The sequence below is a fragment of the Ruegeria sp. YTSA075 genome (genome assembly GCF_059610245.1).
Genome location: NZ_JBXWNG010000008.1, coordinates 119628 through 137477, shown reverse-complemented (window position 1 = coordinate 137477; position 17850 = coordinate 119628). Strand labels below are relative to the sequence as shown.

14 protein-coding genes are annotated in these 17850 nt (G+C 58.5%); 2 read left to right on the top strand and 12 right to left on the bottom strand.

Annotation, left to right across the window (positions count from 1 at the left end):
• Positions 1-32 precede the first annotated feature (32 nt).
• Positions 33-1175 carry an alpha-D-ribose 1-methylphosphonate 5-triphosphate diphosphatase gene (locus tag AC2FGE_RS15160; RefSeq protein WP_496820062.1) on the top strand — a complete coding sequence of 381 codons (1143 nt, stop codon included), beginning with the start codon at positions 33-35 and terminating at the stop codon, positions 1173-1175.
• On the opposite strand, the gene AC2FGE_RS15155 is transcribed toward AC2FGE_RS15160, so the two are convergent.
• Genes AC2FGE_RS15155 through AC2FGE_RS15125 form a run of 7 tightly spaced genes read right to left on the bottom strand, consistent with a single transcriptional unit; the run spans position 1176 to position 7673 of the window.
• A complete protein-coding gene (locus AC2FGE_RS15155; RefSeq protein WP_496820061.1) occupies positions 1176-1652 on the bottom strand; it encodes a class I SAM-dependent methyltransferase in 477 nt (158 codons plus the stop codon). It lies immediately after the preceding gene.
• On the bottom strand, positions 1649-2422 hold the full coding sequence (locus AC2FGE_RS15150) for a polysaccharide deacetylase family protein (RefSeq protein ID WP_496820060.1): 774 nt from the start codon (positions 2420-2422) through the stop codon (positions 1649-1651). Before AC2FGE_RS15150 ends, AC2FGE_RS15155 begins: the two co-directional genes overlap by 4 nt.
• A complete protein-coding gene (locus AC2FGE_RS15145) occupies positions 2419-3561 on the bottom strand; it encodes a glycosyltransferase family protein (protein ID WP_496820059.1) in 1143 nt (380 codons plus the stop codon). The genes AC2FGE_RS15150 and AC2FGE_RS15145 overlap by 4 nt, the downstream gene beginning before the upstream one ends.
• Complete coding sequence (locus AC2FGE_RS15140) at positions 3558-4142, bottom strand: histidine phosphatase family protein (protein ID WP_496820058.1); 585 nt, start codon at positions 4140-4142, stop codon at positions 3558-3560. Before AC2FGE_RS15140 ends, AC2FGE_RS15145 begins: the two co-directional genes overlap by 4 nt.
• The gene (locus tag AC2FGE_RS15135) at positions 4139-5215 is read right to left on the bottom strand and encodes a glycosyltransferase family 4 protein (protein WP_496820057.1); all 1077 of its coding nucleotides are present in this window, start codon (positions 5213-5215) and stop codon (positions 4139-4141) included. Before AC2FGE_RS15135 ends, AC2FGE_RS15140 begins: the two co-directional genes overlap by 4 nt.
• Positions 5215-6462, bottom strand: a complete 1248-nt coding sequence (locus AC2FGE_RS15130) for a glycosyltransferase (RefSeq protein WP_496820055.1) — start codon at positions 6460-6462, stop codon at positions 5215-5217. The genes AC2FGE_RS15135 and AC2FGE_RS15130 overlap by 1 nt, the downstream gene beginning before the upstream one ends.
• Entirely contained in the window at positions 6459-7673 is a 1215-nt protein-coding gene (locus AC2FGE_RS15125; RefSeq protein ID WP_496820054.1) for a glycosyltransferase family protein, read from the bottom strand. The genes AC2FGE_RS15130 and AC2FGE_RS15125 overlap by 4 nt, the downstream gene beginning before the upstream one ends.
• A gap of 276 nt (positions 7674-7949) precedes the next feature.
• On the opposite strand from AC2FGE_RS15125, the gene AC2FGE_RS15120 reads away from it, so the two are divergent.
• A complete protein-coding gene (locus tag AC2FGE_RS15120) occupies positions 7950-10322 on the top strand; it encodes a mechanosensitive ion channel domain-containing protein (RefSeq protein WP_496820053.1) in 2373 nt (790 codons plus the stop codon).
• Positions 10323-10423: 101 nt separating this feature from the next.
• On the opposite strand, the gene AC2FGE_RS15115 is transcribed toward AC2FGE_RS15120, so the two are convergent.
• From AC2FGE_RS15115 to AC2FGE_RS15095, 5 genes are read right to left on the bottom strand one after another with little or no spacing between them, the layout of a single operon-like run.
• Positions 10424-11767 carry a CoA transferase gene (locus tag AC2FGE_RS15115; RefSeq protein WP_496820052.1) on the bottom strand — a complete coding sequence of 448 codons (1344 nt, stop codon included), beginning with the start codon at positions 11765-11767 and terminating at the stop codon, positions 10424-10426.
• The gene (locus AC2FGE_RS15110; protein ID WP_496820051.1) at positions 11764-12918 is read right to left on the bottom strand and encodes an ABC transporter permease; all 1155 of its coding nucleotides are present in this window, start codon (positions 12916-12918) and stop codon (positions 11764-11766) included. The genes AC2FGE_RS15115 and AC2FGE_RS15110 overlap by 4 nt, the downstream gene beginning before the upstream one ends.
• A complete protein-coding gene (locus tag AC2FGE_RS15105) occupies positions 12915-13943 on the bottom strand; it encodes an ABC transporter permease (protein WP_496820049.1) in 1029 nt (342 codons plus the stop codon). Before AC2FGE_RS15105 ends, AC2FGE_RS15110 begins: the two co-directional genes overlap by 4 nt.
• Before the next feature lie 13 nt (positions 13944-13956).
• Positions 13957-15867 carry an ABC transporter substrate-binding protein gene (locus AC2FGE_RS15100; protein WP_496820048.1) on the bottom strand — a complete coding sequence of 637 codons (1911 nt, stop codon included), beginning with the start codon at positions 15865-15867 and terminating at the stop codon, positions 13957-13959.
• Complete coding sequence (locus AC2FGE_RS15095; RefSeq protein ID WP_496820046.1) at positions 15860-17632, bottom strand: ABC transporter ATP-binding protein; 1773 nt, start codon at positions 17630-17632, stop codon at positions 15860-15862. The genes AC2FGE_RS15100 and AC2FGE_RS15095 overlap by 8 nt, the downstream gene beginning before the upstream one ends.
• Positions 17633-17850: the final 218 nt, after the last annotated feature.

Genomic DNA, 17850 nt, shown 5'->3' with positions numbered 1-17850 from the left:
CCTTCCAATAGCTCAAACTGTGTGAAGTTCAGATGACAGAAGAATTGACCCTTGCCAATGCCACGCTTGTTTTCCCGAATGAAACCGTAACCGGCAGCATTCGCATCGTTGGTGAGCATATTGCAGATATCGACAGCGGAGCTGCGGTTCCGGCGGGTGCGATTGATTGTGAGGGCGATTATGTTTGCCCCGGTCTGGTTGAGCTGCACACCGATAATCTGGAACGACACATCCAGCCGCGCCCGAAAGTCGACTGGCCGCATGCCGCCGCGATCCTGGCCCATGATGCCGAGTTGGCCAGCACAGGGATCACTACAGTGTTCGACGCCATGCGGGTGGGATCAATCCCATCTGGTGAGGCGCGATACGGGAAGTACGCCCGTGGTCTGTCGCAAGAGCTGTGGGAGCTACGTGAACAGGACGCCTTGAAGATTAGTCACTTCCTGCATTTGCGCGCCGAGGTGTGCTCGGAAACCCTGGTCGAAGAACTGGATGAGTTCGGCCCGGAGGACCGGGTTGGGTTGGTCTCGCTGATGGATCACACGCCGGGACAGCGGCAGTTTCGAGATATCTCCAAGCTTGAGGCTTACGTGAAAGGTAAGCACGCCATGGACGATGACATGTTCCTGCAGCATGTGGCGCGGTTGAAGGGGCTGCGGGATGCGTATGGTGAGAAGCACGAGGTCGAGACAGTCAAAGCCGCGCTGCGCTTTGGGGCAGTGCTGGCCAGCCATGATGACACGACCGAGGATCAGGTAAAGGTGTCGGCAGGCCACGGTATCCGCTTGGCTGAGTTCCCCACGACGGTCGAGGCGGCACGCGCCTGCCACGATCACGACATCAAGGTCATGATGGGGGCCCCAAACATCATCCGAGGCGGTTCGCATTCCGGGAACGTCGCAGCCCGGGAATTGGCGGAGCTAGGCCATCTGGACATCATGTCGTCGGATTATGTGCCTTCGGCCCTGTTGCTGTCGGCAGTGCGATTGGGCGAGATGTGGGGGGATATGGCGCGCGGCCTCAAGACTGTTACGCTTTCTCCGGCACAGGCCGCTGGACTGCAGGACCGGGGTGAGCTGCGCAAAGATGCACGGGCTGACCTGATCCGGTTCCGCATGCGTGGCAATGTACCCGCGCTCAGCGCCGTTTGGTCGCGCGGGCAGCGGGTCGCCTGATCAGGCGGTATAAAACAGATAACGATCCGGGGCGATGGTCTCGGGCCCTTCGATCTGATTGAAGCCGACCAGAGGTTGGCCCGAGATCAGCAGCCCATTGGGTTGCATGACCTGTGCGATCAACGGGCTGAGGCGTGCGGCCTCGGCCACATCGTCTTCCTTGATCCCGCGCCCAAAATCGTAATGTGCCATGGCCACCTTGTGGCCCGAGGCTGCCAGTTTCTGCAGCATTGGTTCGGCCTCGCCTTGCAGGAAGTCCTGTTCGGGCGGGGTACTGTCAGGATGGCATTGCAACACGCGATCCATCACCCAGATGCGCCGATCCGGCATGATCTCTCGCAGATGGTCATAGGTGCGTCCGTTACCCAGCCCCATGTCCAGAACATCTCCGTCTTGTTCGGCGATCCGGGCAGCGGCCCAGTTCAGCCCGTCGCGCTGGGCGGTCAGACGACGCAGCATGGAATCCAATCGGCTCATATGGGGGAACTCCGTTCAGGGGTATCGGGGGCGACCCAGGGGTGCGTGGGCCCCTCCAGCAGTTTTGTCAGCAATGCTTCGGTAAAGGTCCAAATGTCAGGGTTATGAACCAGATGGTGGGTCAGGATGCCAAAGGGCTCTGTATTGTCGGCCTGACCCGTGCGGCGGTCTTGCAAAAGGTCAACCGCCCTTGCGATCAGGATGTCCGGCGCGATCAATCCCCGTGTGCCCCGCCAGTCAATCGGGTCCAGATGCGTGTTGATCTGTTCCAACCCAGGGGCCGCGAGGGCCGCTTTCCGCGGCGTTGCGGTCGACAATATGCGGAACCCAAGTGCAGGCAGTTGGGCAACAGCCTGATCTCCGATCCGGTTCCAAGGGGGAACAAACATGGGGCGCAGCCTGTCGTGAAACAGGCCGCTCAGGCGATCGAGCCCGGCTTGTGCGTCAGCAACGATTTCCTGTAGTGGGCGATGGGCGCGAAATTCAGACTTCTTCTCTCCGGCAGGTGCGTGGTTTTCATGCGCCCATCCATGGACAACAGGGATCAGGCTGTCATGACGTGCCACGAACTCCGTAAGGCAGACATCCGCATCCCGAGGGATCACAGCCAGATGCACGGGCAGTCCAACGCGTTCCGACAACGCGGTCAGTGTCTCCAATTGCGGTGTTTGTACCGTGGCATCATCATCGCGCCACCACAGGGGCAGCGTCAGACCTCGGGCACGCCAATGCGCAAGTTCATCCTCCAAGGGTTTCCAATCCGGCGTCATGTGCGCCGCCTCAACAGGTGCTGTGTGATCTCGACTGAGCGCTGGGCTCCATCGAGGCCGTCTTGCTTAGATGCACGCCTGCTTTCCGAAATCACTTGTTCGACCCGTTGGGCAAGACTATTGCCGGTCAATTCCTGACTGCGCAGGACTTCTATTGCGGGCAATTCTGACAGGCTTTGGCCACGCAGACCTTGTTCAATCTCTTTGCCATCGTCAAATGGGATGAGCACCGCCGGGGTGCCCGATTGCAGGATATCCAGCGCAGTGTTGTAGCCGCACATGCTGACCGAGGCCGCTGCGTGTGACAGCATCTGGCGAAAATCCGGGCGCACGGGTTCCAGCGATACGGGTGCGTCGCCAACAAGCTGAGATAGCTCTGCAATGCGCTCCTGCGCGTCACTGCCCCCCACCAACAGGCGCCAGCGCCTGTTGGTCATCTTTCGCGCGGCCTCGATGGCCGCATGAAAGATCGGCTGCCCCACCGATCCGCCACCAGCACTTACCAGGATTTCATCGGCTCCAATTGCCTCGGGATGCGGGCGCGCCGCCGCAGGCGCAACGAAACCGGTATAGTGCAGGCGCTGGGCCAAGTGTTCGGATACTGGCCAACTGACCGATAGCGGGATTATGCTCTCATCCGAATGTACTAAGACACCATCGTAGAAGCGACCAATGATGTCATCGGCACGGGTGGCCTTGGCAGGTCTGGACGGCGGCGCTAGAATATCGCGGATCGAGGCCAGAACCAGCGGGCGTTTGGGCAAGGCATGCGCTGCCTCAAGCCCGGCCTCAAACTCTGCCGCAAGGGACCGTCGGCCAAAGGGAAACAGCTCGGTGATCAAAACATCCGGCTGAAAGCTTTGGACCGCCTGTACAAGGGCGGCAATGCGCGCCGACAGGTAGGCAGGGTCGGCGACTTCGCCAGTCTCGGTCAAAAGCCGCGTGAAATCTGTTCCGTCCGAGCGTAGCGCAGGCAGGCCAAACAGGGTCATGCCACCCGAGTTTAACTGCGGCGCGGGCATTCCGCCGGACACGATCATCACATCACTGCCATCTTCGGCAAAAGCACGGCCAAGCGTCAATGCGCGGCTCAGGTGGCCGGTGCCTAGTAGGTGGGTGACGACGATCATCACGTTCATTCGGTCACTCCGCGGGCAAGCAGGCGAACGGGATCCGGGGCTGGGGCCATATCAGCCATATCTACGATATAAAGCCGATTGCGCTTGATTTTGAAGGGCGCCGGGCCCTCAAAATTCCATCCCCATGCCCGGGCCAGAATGACCCGCATGATGCCGATGTGGCAGACAGCGACAGTGTCTTGGTTCAGCTCAGATAGCCAGGGTTCCAATCGTCCCAACACTTCGATAGGGCTTTCGCCTTCGGGCGGGCGGTAGTTCCAACCCCAGTCCTCGATATGGCGGTAGCCGCTGTCTGGGTCTGCGATCAAGTCGACCCCGCGCTGCCCTTCCCATCGGCCCCAGTTCATTTCGGTCAAAGCGGGTGAGGTCTGAGGGGTGCGGCCCGATACCAACAGCGCGGTTTCTCGTGCGCGGGCCAAAGGGCTGGACCATATCTCGGCGTTTTCCCAACCGTTTGGCAGGTCATACCCGGCCAATTCTGACCGGGCCTCGTCATCAAGCGGAATGTCACTGCGCCCCTGTATCCGCCCGGCGCGGTTCCAGTGGGTATGACCATGACGCAACAAGGCCAATCGGGTCATGTCGGCACCCTCAGCATCGGGCGCACAGCTGCCCAAAATACTTCGGTCGCTTTGGGCATCAGGTGGCGCGCGGCGACATGCGTACGTGCGGCGTTGCCGCGGGCGCGCCGCCGCTTGGGATCATCCAACAAAGGTTGAATCTGCTGCGCCAATCCAATTGCCCCCGCCTCAGCAACCGGGTAGTCCGCTGGGGCCAGAACGTCCCGCACACCGGGCCTGTCTTGTGCGGCAACCGGTACGCCTGCGGCCTGCGCCTCAAGATAGACCATTCCATAGGCCTCGTTCACGCCGGGCCATATGAATATCGAGGCCTCGCCATAAGCACGTCGGAGCGCCTCGCGATCGAGTTGACCCAGAAAGGTGATATGGCTTTCAAGTGGCGCCATCAGGTGTTCAACATCCAAGCGGGCAGGCCCATCGCCCACTATGTTCAGGTGCCAATCACCCGATAGGTGCGAAAGTGCCTCGGCCAGGATGTGGTACGAGGCCAGCTTGTCCCCATGGCGCATCATACCAACGGTCAGCATCGGGCCATCTCGGGTACTTTCTGGTGGCAGATCCGCCATCGGCAGGAATGGAGGCAGCTCAATCAGCGCTTGATCGCTGTAGCGCTCACGCTCCAGTGTGATCAGATCATTGGCCGTGTGATAGAAAATCACCTGCGCCGCATCGCAGGCTGCGTGCGCGGCTTGCGCAAACCCTGCCCAAGGGCCCGTTAGGCGGCTTGAGGCACGGGTGCTTTCCAACTGCACATATGGAAGACCACGCGCCTGCGCGACAACCGGCCCCAACAGGTCGGGGGCCTTGTAGTAGTTGTGATAGGTCACCCAAAGGTCGATGTCTTTAGGCATGTCCGAGATAAGCCGCTGCGCTTCAACCTCGGCCGCTTGTCGCAGGGCATGCTGCGTTGCCGCATCGCCGGCCTTGTCATAGATGCGCAGGTTCGAGATCAGATCAACGCGATCCCCCAGTGCCCCAATTGCCCGCATCAGGTTGCGGGCCATCTCACGATCTCCCGAAGGCTTGGGGCTATCGGGCGATTTCATCGGAGCATAAAACGCGATCCGCGCCATCAGGCTGTATCCGCGCACAGGATCTTAAGACGGGCCGACAAACGCGCAATTCCCGGATCCATCCGAAACTCTACCAATAGGCGCGTATAAGCGGTTTCGGCCATTTGGGCGGTTTGGGTTGGGTGCGCCGCAAGATCGCAAATCGATTTGGCCAATGCGGCAGGATCGTCGCTGGACAGGAGGCCATGAACCCCCGTTTCGATGAACTCAGGAATGGCTGAAACCGGCGTCGACAGGATGGGCAATTTTTGCGAGGCCGCCTCCATCAACACGTTTGGTAGCCCATCCCTGTCGCCGTCTTCGGCGATCCGGCTGGGGAGAACAAACAAATCTGCCTGCCTCATGGCGGCAATCACCTCGGGCTGATCGCATGCCCCTTTCCAAGTGATGCGATCGGCTACGCCAGTGGCACTGGCCTGATCGCGCAAGCTTGCCCCCAAACCGCCGCCACCGATATGAGTCCAGCGCCAGTTCAGGGTATCCGGCAGCAAGGCAAAGGCGGCGATTAGCCGGTCAAACCCCTTTTTCTCAACCAACCGGCCAACCGACATCATGTGAAACGGTGCATCGGGTTGTCGCCGCAGGCGATCTGGCGGTTCTGGGAAGCGGCCCAGATCCAGCCCGTGATAAATCAGATCTACCCGATCTGGCGTGTCGGCCAGCCCGCGTAGATGTTCGGCACCAAAGGCGGTGCATGTCGCCCCGAAGGCTGCGCCGTAGGTGTCTGGTTGCAGCTTTTCGCGCTTCTCCCAGTCTGGCGAGGTCCAGATATCCTTAGCGTGGGCTGCAAAGCTCCACGGGAGACCACGCATGATGGCCGCATAGCGTGCGACGGATGATGGGGTATGCATGAAATGCGCATAAAGTGCGCGTGTTTCTGCCGGAAGCTCGGTGGCCAGAACACAGGCCTGACCGAAACGGCGAATGCGATTATGGGTCGGATCGCGTCGCAGATCCTTGCGCCAGATGTCATAGGCCTCGGCATAACCGGGCAGGCGTTGGGCCACCGCGCGCGCGGCCCAGACACGCTGTGGTTCGTCATACAGATACTCAGGCAGGTAGCGGACCTGACCGATAAAACGGTCATGCAGAGGATGACGCTTGGTATCAGTGGGGTGGCGCAGCGACCAGATATCAAACTGGTGTCCCGCGTCCTGAAGGGCGACCAGTTCCTGCGCGATGAATGTCTCTGACAGGCGCGGCCACCCTTTGACCAGCACCGCCAGTTTCGGAGCTTTGGGACTCATCCGGTGGCTCGTTCCTTTTCCCCGGTCAGCAGTGCATCAATACGGTCCGTGACATAGTCCAGGCCATCCAGCAGGCCAGCACGGATGGTTTGTGATGGCAAAGACTGTTGCGGCAGCGCGCGGATGGCTTTGATCATCGCGTCAGGCGTCAGGCCATCACGGGTTTCATCCAGCATACGCACAAGCCCCAGACCCTCGGCGCGCGAGGCTCTGATCCATTGCTCCAGACGCGGCGTCGTGCGGGGCACGATAACGGCACGTTTGTCGAAGGACAGAACTTCGCAAAACGTGTTGTAGCCCCCCATGCAAACAACCCCGGAAGCCCCGGCAAACAGAGTTTCGATCTGGGATTCAAAGCCAACGGCAGTGACCCGACCGTTCAGCGCGGCGACACGGGTTTCAAATTCTTCCCGCAACTCTCCTGACAGGAACGGGCCGTAAACCAGAATGGCCCGGGGGGACAGATCGGGATCTTTTTCGTAGGCGGACAGGACCAGATTGACCATGGCCTTACCGTCACCCCCCCCGCCGGGTGTGATCAGAATATAGGGCTGCTCAGGCGGCTCACCAATCGGGCCCAGATCGCGCCGCAGATATCCCGTGTAGTGGATACGGGATTGCGCGCTGTGGCTCAGGGGCAATCCTTTGGTTGGATCGTAAATCGAATTCAGCCCGTAGACCCAGATTTCGTGATAAAACCGTTCGGTCGCTGCGATGGCCTCTTTGCGCTCCCACTCGGCGGCCAGCACCTCAGGTTCATCCAGAACGTCGCGCAGACCCAGGATAAGCCGCGTGCTGCAGTTGTTTTCCAGATACTCAAGCGTGGGCAGAAGCTCACCCCGAAACCCGGTGGGTTCCTTGTCAACGATCAGAATATCTGGGTTGAATTGCTGCACTGCTGTCTGGATCAGGCCCGAGCGCAGTTCTGTCACCTCATCAATACCCATCCCGATCGTGCGCGCGGCATAAGATCCGTCGGCGCGCTTGGTGACACCGGGCAGGCGCACATGGTCGACGCGACGGGGAAAGGTAAACCGTCCGGCTACGGGAGACCCGGTCAGGATCAGGGCCGAGGCGGTTGGATCAGCCCGCGTCATCGCAGCCGCCAAAGCACGCGAGCGTCGCAAATGACCCAGCCCAAAAGTATCATGACTGTAAAACAGGATGCGCGGCGCGCGACCGGTGTCAACTGTGTTTTTGCCGAGGCTCATACTGGTGCCTGTCTTTTGGTCTTACTTCTGTGTCTGCGCGTTTGCACCACATACCTTACATTGTTAAGTCGCGCTTGCCAAAGGGGGAAAAGCGCCATTGCAAATGCTCCAAACTTTGTGATTTGGCAACAGGTGAATGGGTTTTGATGTATCATTATCACGGTGCGCCGATCACGCAATTCAGTACAAATATATCGCCTCGGGCCGAGATGGTTTGAACTGAACCTAACGCTTTTGTAACCTTATTCGAATCTTTGGATCGGGATGTAAGACCCTATGAAACATAATATTCTGGCTGGATTGCTTCTGGCATTGGTGACCTTTGCTTTGGTCTCTCCTGTCAGCGGAACCGCGCAAACCGGTTTGATTCCGGGCTATTCCTCCGGATCAAGCGAGAATACCGACGGCACCAATGAAAGCGATTTGGCCGCGGCTATTCGCGCCGCCAGTGAGGCCGGCGCGAGCGTTATTGTCATCGACAGCGCCGGGCAGGTTGTCACATCAACCGGTGGTGCGGCACAGGCATCCGAAGAAACTTCGGACAACCCGATGGGCGATGGGTCGCAGTTGATGAAAGCGCAGGAGAGGTTCTCGAAATTCCGTGAATCCGTCGCGTCGCGTTTAGAAGCCTTACCCTATTCGGTATTCGAAGTTCAGTACATCCTGCGCCAAACCAGCCCGTCCGGGCGGATACAGACCTATGTCGAGGTTCTGGGCTGGAACATTCTGTTCCTGCTACTGGGGCGGTGGCTGTCTACCGAAATCTACGGCAAGCGCATTGCCAAACGTTGGGTGGTTGCCCGGATCAAGGAAAACCCGCAAGGCTATAAGGAAAAGATGCCGTTTCTGGTGTTCCGTTTCCTTATGGGAATAGGCGGAACCATCTTTGCGATGTTGATGGCCCTGATCGTTGGCTATCTGTTCTTTGGCGAGGCCGAAGATATTTCGATCCAGTTTACGGTTACTGCAATATTTACCGCCTTTTTTCTGGCGCGAACCGTGTCTGACTTGTGGCGGATGGTGCTGTCACCATTTCTGAGCCAATACCGATTGCCCCCGTTTTCGGACCGGGACGCAAAACGGCTGTATATCTGGGCCTCTCTTTTAGCGACCTATGATATCTCCGCCGTTTTATTTGCAACCTGGGTCGCGGATTTCGGGTTGAACTACAATGTCTACGCCATGGTGTATGGCGGGCTGACCATGGTCGGTGCCGTGGGCAACATCCTAATGATCCTATTTAATGCGCGTGCGATTTCGAACGCGATCCGAGGCGGACGAGCCCCGGCTCAAGTTTCATGGCTCCTGAGGTTTATTTCTTTCGCTTGGGCGCCATTTCTGATCGTCTATTTGATGTTCAGCTGGTTTAAGTTGGCCGTTGATCTGGTGCTGGAGAATGACAATTCAATTCCGATTGTTGCCAGCAGCTATATGATCTTCATGTCAGTTGTCGTCGCATATGGCGCGATGAACTATGTGTTGGAACGCTATTTTGATCGCAACCGGCGCATAGAAGAAAAGAATTCCATTGCAGATGCAGCGCACGAGGATGCCACCGCAGCCGAAACACCGCAAGCTGCGCAACGTAAGCATGTGATCCTTACTTATGAGGATCTGGCCCGCCGTGTGGCCGGCATTCTGGCCTTTGTAGTCGGTATCTACGCTTTGGTCGTGATCTGGAACCCCGAAGCCAGTTGGAGCGAGGACATCCCGATAGGGCGCGCGCTGGATGTTATGGTGATCCTGTTCATTGGCTATATCCTGTTCAACTTCTTCCGTATCTGGATTGACAGCAAGATCGCCGAAGAATCCGATGATGGCACTGATGCCGAATTGGGCGACGAGGGCGGCGAAGGCGGGCAAAGCCGTCTGGCGACTCTGCTGCCTTTGTTCCGGGGCGCCATTCTGGCGGTTGTTGTAGTGACGATTATCCTGATTGTCCTGATGGAACTGGGCATCAATGTCAGCCCCTTGTTCGCTGGTGCCGGTGTCGTCGGGCTGGCGGTTGGGTTTGGATCACAAACCTTGGTGCGCGACATTTTCTCAGGCGCGTTCTTCCTGCTCGATGACGCGTTCCGCAAAGGGGAATATATCGACATTGGAGACGTGAAAGGGACGGTTGAGAAGATTTCAGTCCGGTCGTTCCAGCTGCGGCACCATCTGGGGGCGCTGAACACTATTCCGTTTGGTGAGATCAAGGTACTGACCAACTATTCGCGTGATTGGGTGATCATGAAACTGCCCTTGCGCGTGACCTATGACACGGATGTCGAGAAGGTGCGCAAGCTGATCAAGAAGCTGGGACAGGAACTGTTGAGCGACCCGGTGATTGGTGAAAATTTCATCCAACCGCTCAAATCGCAAGGCGTGATCGAGATGCAGGATTCCGCGATGATCATCCGCGTCAAGTTCATGACCAAGCCCGGTGACCAATGGCTGGTGCGCAAGAAGGTTTATCAGGATATCCGAGAGCTGTTCGCGCGGGAAGGCATCCGCTTTGCGCACCGCGAGGTCACCGTCAGGCTGGCCGATGGCAAAGACGTCGAGGAACTGAGCCCGAAACAGCGTGAAGCGGTCACCGGTGCGGTTCAGGCTGCTATTGACGAAGACTACCTGGATGATATCGGCCCGGGTGGAGATGATCGCTAGGGTAGGCTCCCGCCCCTTTGAGATGCGTCTCTGACGAGACGACCCCCAAAGCGTTGGGCCGGGCCGCGCGTTCCGCGCGGCGGTCGCGTGTTTTTGATCGGCTAGGGCCAGACGGCGTCGGATGTGCCCAGTTTTGAGGCGGGCAGGTTCCAGTGCAGTTTGGTTTTGCCAACGCTCAGCGGCGATTTCAGGCGATATCCCGGCCCCCAACCCGAGGTTTCGGGCGTATTGTTATAGTCAGACTGAGAGGCGTCCTTGATGGCCTTTTCCGGATCGGATTTGCCCAGGGCTGCCAACAGCTCTGCCGTTCGGGCAAGCGACAGCTGGGCATGCATCACCGTGTTGCCCCGCGCCGCTTCGGCTAGAGCAGATAGAACAGCGGCAGCCATAAGATAGCCGGTTGCGTGGTCGAGCGCCTGAACCGGCAGAGGGGTTGGTCTGTCCGCCTGCGCCCAGATCATACCGGTATGTGCGATGCCAGCGCTCATCTGGACAAGGCTGTCGAACCCGCGCCGTGCGGCCCAGGGACCTTGCCAGCCATACGCATCCAATGTGACCTCGACGCGGTTTGGGGCCAGTTGATCTCGCTTGGCTTTATTCAGTCCCAACGCATCCAATGCACCGGGGCGATAGCCATGGACAAATACATCGGCCTCTGCCAGAAGCCCCTCCAACCGCGCAAGCCCCTCTGGTGATTTGAGGTCGAGATAGGTGCAACGTTTACCCAAAGAGATGTCAGGGATGACGCCGGGCTCGTCCCAATCCGGTGGATCGATGCGCAAAACGTCTGCCCCCAGTCCCGCCAGCGTGCGGGTAGAGACCGGGCCCGCCAGAACGCGCGTCAGATCCAGCACACGCAGCCCGGCCAGCGGGCGATTGGTGCTCGCCTCCGGCCGATCCCGCAGAGAGATATTTCTGGGACCGTGCCAGCCGATCAAAGGGTCCCGCGACACGGAACGCCCCTGAGGATGATCCAGCCATTCGGCCCGACTGCGCATGGCGGCAGCGACCCCGCCTTCGGCGACGATGGCGGTTTCCAGGTCGGCAATGGAGCATGATTTCAATGCTTCTGCGACGGCATCCCGGTCTGCGCGCGTGCCAATTACCTTCAAGGCGGCGGCCCGATGATGCGGCAGGTTGGTGTGCAGGCGAATCCACCCGTCTGCCGCCTGATAATCTCCGGCGATCGCGTCCCATAGGCTTGGCATTTCCCAGCCGTCGGGTTTGAAGGAATAGCGATACCAAAGTGAGGCAAGGCGCTGATCCACAACCACTTCGGGCACGGTTGGTGCCAGGTTCAGCGCTACCATAAGTCGAGACAGTTCCTGTCCAACCGCCGCTACGCTGGCGGTCGCCAGTTCCGAGACTGCAAATGCGCTGGGCAATGCACCGGGCTTCTTCGTGCGGTAGCTGCTTACTGCGGGAAGAGAGGCCAGCAGGCTCATTGCTGATAGGGGTCGAGGCTGTCGCGCAATCCGTCACCCAGGAAGTTGAAGGCCAGAACCACCACAATGATTGGGAGCATTGGAATGGCCGTCCAAGGGTAGATCTCGATTGACGCAAGGTTCTGCGCGTCGTTCAGCATGACCCCCCAACTGACCGCAGGGGCTCGCAGGCCTAGGCCCAGGAAGCTGAGCGCCGTTTCGCCGAGGATCATGGCCGGGATCGACAAGGTGGCTGAGGCAATCAAATGCGACATGAAGTTCGGCAGCAGGTGCTTGCGGATCACACGACCCGAACTTGCCCCCATCATCTCAGCCGCGCGCACGTATTCTTCCTCGCGCAGCGATAGGAATTTGGCCCGCACAGATCGGGCGAGGCCGGGCCAGTCGAGGATGCCGAGGATGATAGAGATGATGAAGAAGACCGCAACAGGGCTCCAGTTGGAGGGCACGGCTGCAGACAGAGCCAGCCACAATGGGAGTTCGGGCAGGGACCGCAAAACTTCGATGACACGGTTGATAGACCAGTCGATGCGCCCGCCGAAATACCCAGCCATTGACCCGAACAGAATGCCTAGGAAGAACGATACCGAAATGCCGATCAGACCCACCGTCAGCGATAGCTGCGCGCCATAAAGAATGCGGCTGAAGATATCGCGGCCCAGACGATCGGAGCCCCAGAGGAACACGGTCGCCCCATCTGAGGCACAAAACAGATGGGTGTCAGACGGGATGAACCCGGCCAGACGGTATTCGGAGCCTTCGCAGAAGAACTTGATCGGTTTTGGGTCTTCGGTATCGGCAACGAACTTCCACTGAAACGTTTCCAGATCGGCTTCGGCAACGATGGGATAGACATGTGGCCCGATGTATTCGCCATCATGGAACCAGTTGATCGACTGGGGTGGGGCATAAAGATGCTCGCCATTGCGTTCGTTAGGGCCATAAGGCGCGATGAAGCCCGCAAAAGGCAGCATCAGGTAGCACAGCAACAGGAAGATGCCCGAGATCAGGCCCAGCTTGTGCGTTTTGAACTTGCGCCAGACCAGAATCCAGTTCGGAGCGTCCAGATCAGCGCGTTCTAGCTGCTGGATCGAGGCTTCGGGATCGAACGGTGCCTCGTCAACATAGCGATTGTCAGGACGTTCCGTCATGCTTCGCGCCCCTCATACCGAATACGTGGGTCGAGCATCACCAGTAGAATATCCGAGATCATGGTGCCGATCAGCGTCAGCAGTGCTACAAACATCAGTATGAAAGCCGATAGGAACTGATCCTGTGTCTTGAGCGCTGTCAGCAATGTGGGGCCAATGGTTTGCAGACCCAGAACAACGGACACCAGAACCGAGCCAGATATCATCGAGGGCAGAAGGTTGCCAATATCTGCTACGAAGGGATTGAACGCCACGCGCAGGGGGTATTTTGTCAGCATCCGCGAGGGGGCCATGCCCTTGGCAATGGCGGTTTCAACATAAGGCTTGCCCAGCTCGTCCAGCATATTCGCGCGCAAACGCTGCATCATCGCTGACGCGCCGGAAGTGCCGATCACAAAGGTGGGCACGATAAGGTGGACAAGGATGGATTTCAGCTTGTCCCAGCTCATCGGTTCACCTTCGAATTTGGGGTCCATCAAGCCACCGATGGGCAGGTTAAAATACTGATGGCCATAGTAGAACAGGATGAGCGCCAGCAGGAAATTCGGCGTGGCGAGGCCCAGATAGCCCACAAAGGCCGAGGTATAGTCGATCCATGTCCGCGACCGCGCGGCGGCGATCACGCCTAAAGGCAGGGCGACGGCATAGACGAACAGAATGGCCGCTAGATTCACAACAACGGTCAACCAAAGCGTATCGCCCACGATCTCAGAGACGGGGCGGTCGAACTCGAAAGACCAACCCCAATTGCCCTGTATCATGCCCGAAAACCCGTGCGGGCCGGGCCAGAAGCCCATCCAGATCAGATATTGTTCCCACATAGGCCGATCCAGCGCGTATTCGGTGCGCAGAAACTCGGCCTTGGCCACACCTGCTGACTGGCCCGAGGCCTGAAGCTCGGCGATCTGATTGCTCAGATAATCGCCGGGTGGCAGGTTGATGATGATGAAAATCAGAACCGAGACCACCAACAGGGTCAGCAGCATCGTGAAAAAGCGATAGACCGCATAACGCAGCATGTTCATTTAGCTGCTCCTGTCAGTCGGCAAAGAAGAATTCATCTGGGCGGTGAATACCGAAATGCGCGCCGGGCTCCCAGGCCCACATCGCGTTTTCGGGGACGTTTCGCAGACGGTTCGACACGACGATAGGCTGCGGGGCGCCGTTCAGGATGCCAATGCCGTAAAGCTGTTCGGCGTGGATCTTCAACATCTCGGTCCAAATGGCCGTGCGCTCTTCATCCGTGGTGGCGACCTCCCAATCATGGGCCAGATTCATGAGGCGTTCGGCCTCGGGCATATCGGGGGCTTCGCCCACCTCACCACTGGTTTGGTAGAATTGGCCCCATTTCGGCCAGGCGAGGAAGACCTGATCGGTCGGCGCCAGATAGGCCGGAGAGGTGTGCGCCTGCGGCAGCCCGTCATCCCACCCAAACCAGACTGAGGCCATGGTGTTGCCCGCAAAAACCCGGTTCCGCAGGATATCACGGTCAAGCGGGCGCATCACCAGTTTGACCCCGATTTCGCGCCACGTGTCCGTCACGATCTGCAGCGCATTTTCAACCTCTTGCCGCTCCCCCGCGGTTTCGATGATCAGTTCCATCGGGCGGCCATCCGGTAATAGACGGGTGCCAGAGCCGTCGCGTTGGTCCAGCCCGGCCTCATCCAGCAGCGCATTGGCCATATCGACATCGAATGCGGCCCAGGCTTTGGCATCTTCCTCGCTGTAGAAGGGCGAGGCGGGCAGGACGGACATCGCCATTGGCTTGGCCAGTTTGAAATAAAGCGCCTGATTGATGGTCTTGCGATCTATCGCCAGCGACAGCGCCCGGCGCACCCGGACATCGCGCATCACATTCCGCCAGACCTCATCTGCGTAGTTCAGGTTGGGGTAGATTGCGATTTGCGAAGCGACACCGGTTTTCCACAGAAGGGTTTTGTAGTCGCCGACCTCTTCCCCCTTTTTCAGGATCGACGCATCCCGGAAAGCCAGACCACGGCCTTGTAGATCGCTCTCGCCGGCGTTGGTTTTTGCGGCGACCAGACCGGGGGCGACAATCTCCATCGCGACGATGTCGATATAGGGCAGCTGCACGCCATTTGAGTCGATGCGGTGGTAGTAGGGATTGCGGACAAAGTTGTGGCGGATTTTCTTGCCAGAGCTTGCATTCAACCAAGGCTGCAAAGTGGGCAGTTCATGATTGTCGAACTTATACAAGTTATCCAGCTTGTTATGCAGCGCCGCCCAGCTCTTGACCCGTGCATCGTCAACCTGAAAGGCAAGTTCTTCGGGGTCTGCGAATTTCTCATGATAAGGTTTCAAGAACGCTGAGGGCCGGTAGATGAATGGCGGGCGCGCCTGAGCCAGCGACTGAAGAAAATCCGGATTGGGATCCGGCCATTCATAGATCACCGTGGTTTCATCCGGGAAGGAAACGGTGGGCGCGTTGCCTTCGACAATCAGGAAATCCGGCGGGCCGGATGGGCTGAGCAACGGATTGTTCGCTACATCTTCCCACCAATACCGAAAATCCTCGGACGTGAACGCAGACCCGTCAGACCATTTGTGACCTTCCCGCAACTTCAGGGTAAACTTACGGTTGCCCTCATTCTCGAACGAAGCCAGCAGATCGGGCACGATGTTGTAATTCTCGTCAAACCCGACCAGTCGCGCATAGCCATAGACGACCATCTGACGGATATCCTTGGACCGGGTCACCATGGTGCGCAATGTGCCGCCCTGGGTTCCGAATTCCCGGCCTTTCGCGGCCAGATCAACGATCAGTGGTTCCTTTGGCAGCCGCTCGGCAATGGGAGGCAGATCGCCCGAGTCGACCTCGTTCGACCAAAACTCGCTCTCTTGCAAGGCCGGAAGTTCGGCTGTGGCGGCAAAGGGCGAAGCAAAGGCCAACGATGCCGCGAGGATCAGATGGCGAGTGGTCTTAAACATGGCAGCGTACCTTATGGCCCGGCTCCAATTCCACAAGTGAAGGTATCACGGTGTCAGAGAAACGAAAGGCTTCATCCCAACTGTCCGGCGTGCCGGCACCCAATGAGACCATTTGCAGGTCAATCGGGCGGTTGATGTCGGGTTCTGGTTGAGCGGCAATCAACGCCTTTGTGTAGGGATGGCGCGGATTGTAGAAAAGGGTCTCGGGCGGGGCTTGTTCCACGATCAGCCCCCGGCGCATTACGGCGACCTCATCGGCGATACGGGCCACAACGGCAAGGTCGTGGGAGATAAAGAAATACGACAGGTTCAAGCTGTCCTGCAAATTCTCCAGAAGGGTCAGGATCTGCTCCTGTACCGATACGTCCAGTGCCGAGGTCGGTTCGTCACAGACGATCAGTTGTGGGTCCAGCATCATGGCACGGGCGATTGACAGTCTCTGCCTCTGCCCTCCGGAAAATGCATGGGGGTAACGTTTCAGCATATCCCCGTTCAGCCCCACGCGCTGCAACATCTCGGCGGCCTTGTCGCGTTGTTCCGATGTCGACCCGATCCGGTGAATTTCCAACGGTTCGGTCATCGCATCCTGAATGCGCATACGCGGGCTGAGCGAGCTATAGGGGTCTTGGAACACCATCTGCGCCTTGCGTTGGAACGCTGTGCGCTGGGCGCGGGTCATTTGATGTACAGGGATTGGGTCGTCTCCTGCGGCAGTTTTGAACAAAACCTCCCCGCCAGGGTCGGGCAGCTCTGCGCCCAGGGCGATCCGTGCTGCCGTGGTCTTGCCCGACCCGCTTTCGCCAACAATTGCCAGTGTTTTGCCGCGGCCAAGGTTCAGGTCGACGCCACGGCAGGCGTGGATTTCTTTGTCGGCCTGCCAGCCTTTGCTGGCCCGCATCGTGTAGGTCTTTGAAACGCCTTTCATCTGCAGGATCAGGTCTTCGTTCGGCATTGGCACCCCGACAGCATCGTTGTCAGGGATCGCGGGGGCTGCATCGAACAACTGTTTGGTATAAGGGTGAGCCGGAGCGGTGAGGATTGGCGCGGCGGGGCCTGCCTCCATCACGCGGCCCTTGTGCATCACAACCACATGTTCGGCCATGTTTGCCACAACACCCAGGTCATGGGTTACAAGGATCAGCGCCATGCCGGTCTCGCGCTGAAGCTCTTTGATCAGACCAAGAACCTGCGCCTGGGTGGTCACGTCCAACGCTGTAGTTGGTTCGTCAGCAATCAACAGGTCGGGTTTAGATACCATCGCCATGGCGATCATTGCGCGTTGACGCATGCCGCCAGACAGTTCGAACGGATAGGAATCGTAGGCGCGCTGCGGGTCAGGGAAGCCGACGCGTTCGAACTGACTCAATACCTCTTTACGGGCTTGCGCCTCGGACGCGCCGCGATGTAGCCAGAGGACCTCGCTCACCTGATTGCCGATCTTGTGCAGCGGCGAAAGCGAGCGCATTGGTTCCTGAAAGATCATCGATACCCGGTTGCCGCGTATGCCACGCATCTCGCGCTCGCTGATCTGTGTCAGTTCGGCGATACCTTTGGAATCGTTCAGAGTGATCGATCCGCTGCGGATCTGTGCGGTTCGGGGCAGAATGCGCAGGGCGGCGCGGCATGAGATGGTTTTGCCAGACCCGGACTCGCCGACCAGCGCCAAGGTCTGTCCGGCATGGACATCAAAGTTCACATCTTTGACAACAGGCGCACCTGCGCCAAAACCAATGCTCAGGTTTTTGACGGACAACAAAGCATTCATTCGGGTTTTCCACCCGGTTGGCCGCATGTTTGCATCGGCTCTGTCAACTCCCCGTGATTTTTTCGCCAGTCTCGCGCGGTTCTGCCCGTCTAGTCAAACCCGTTCTTGTGCTGAAATGTCGCGGAAATGTGAAACTTGGGGTCTGGCGACTACACAAACACTTGAGCTTTTGTCATCAAAGCCCAATTCGACTGCCCATATGCTGGCAGTAGGTATCA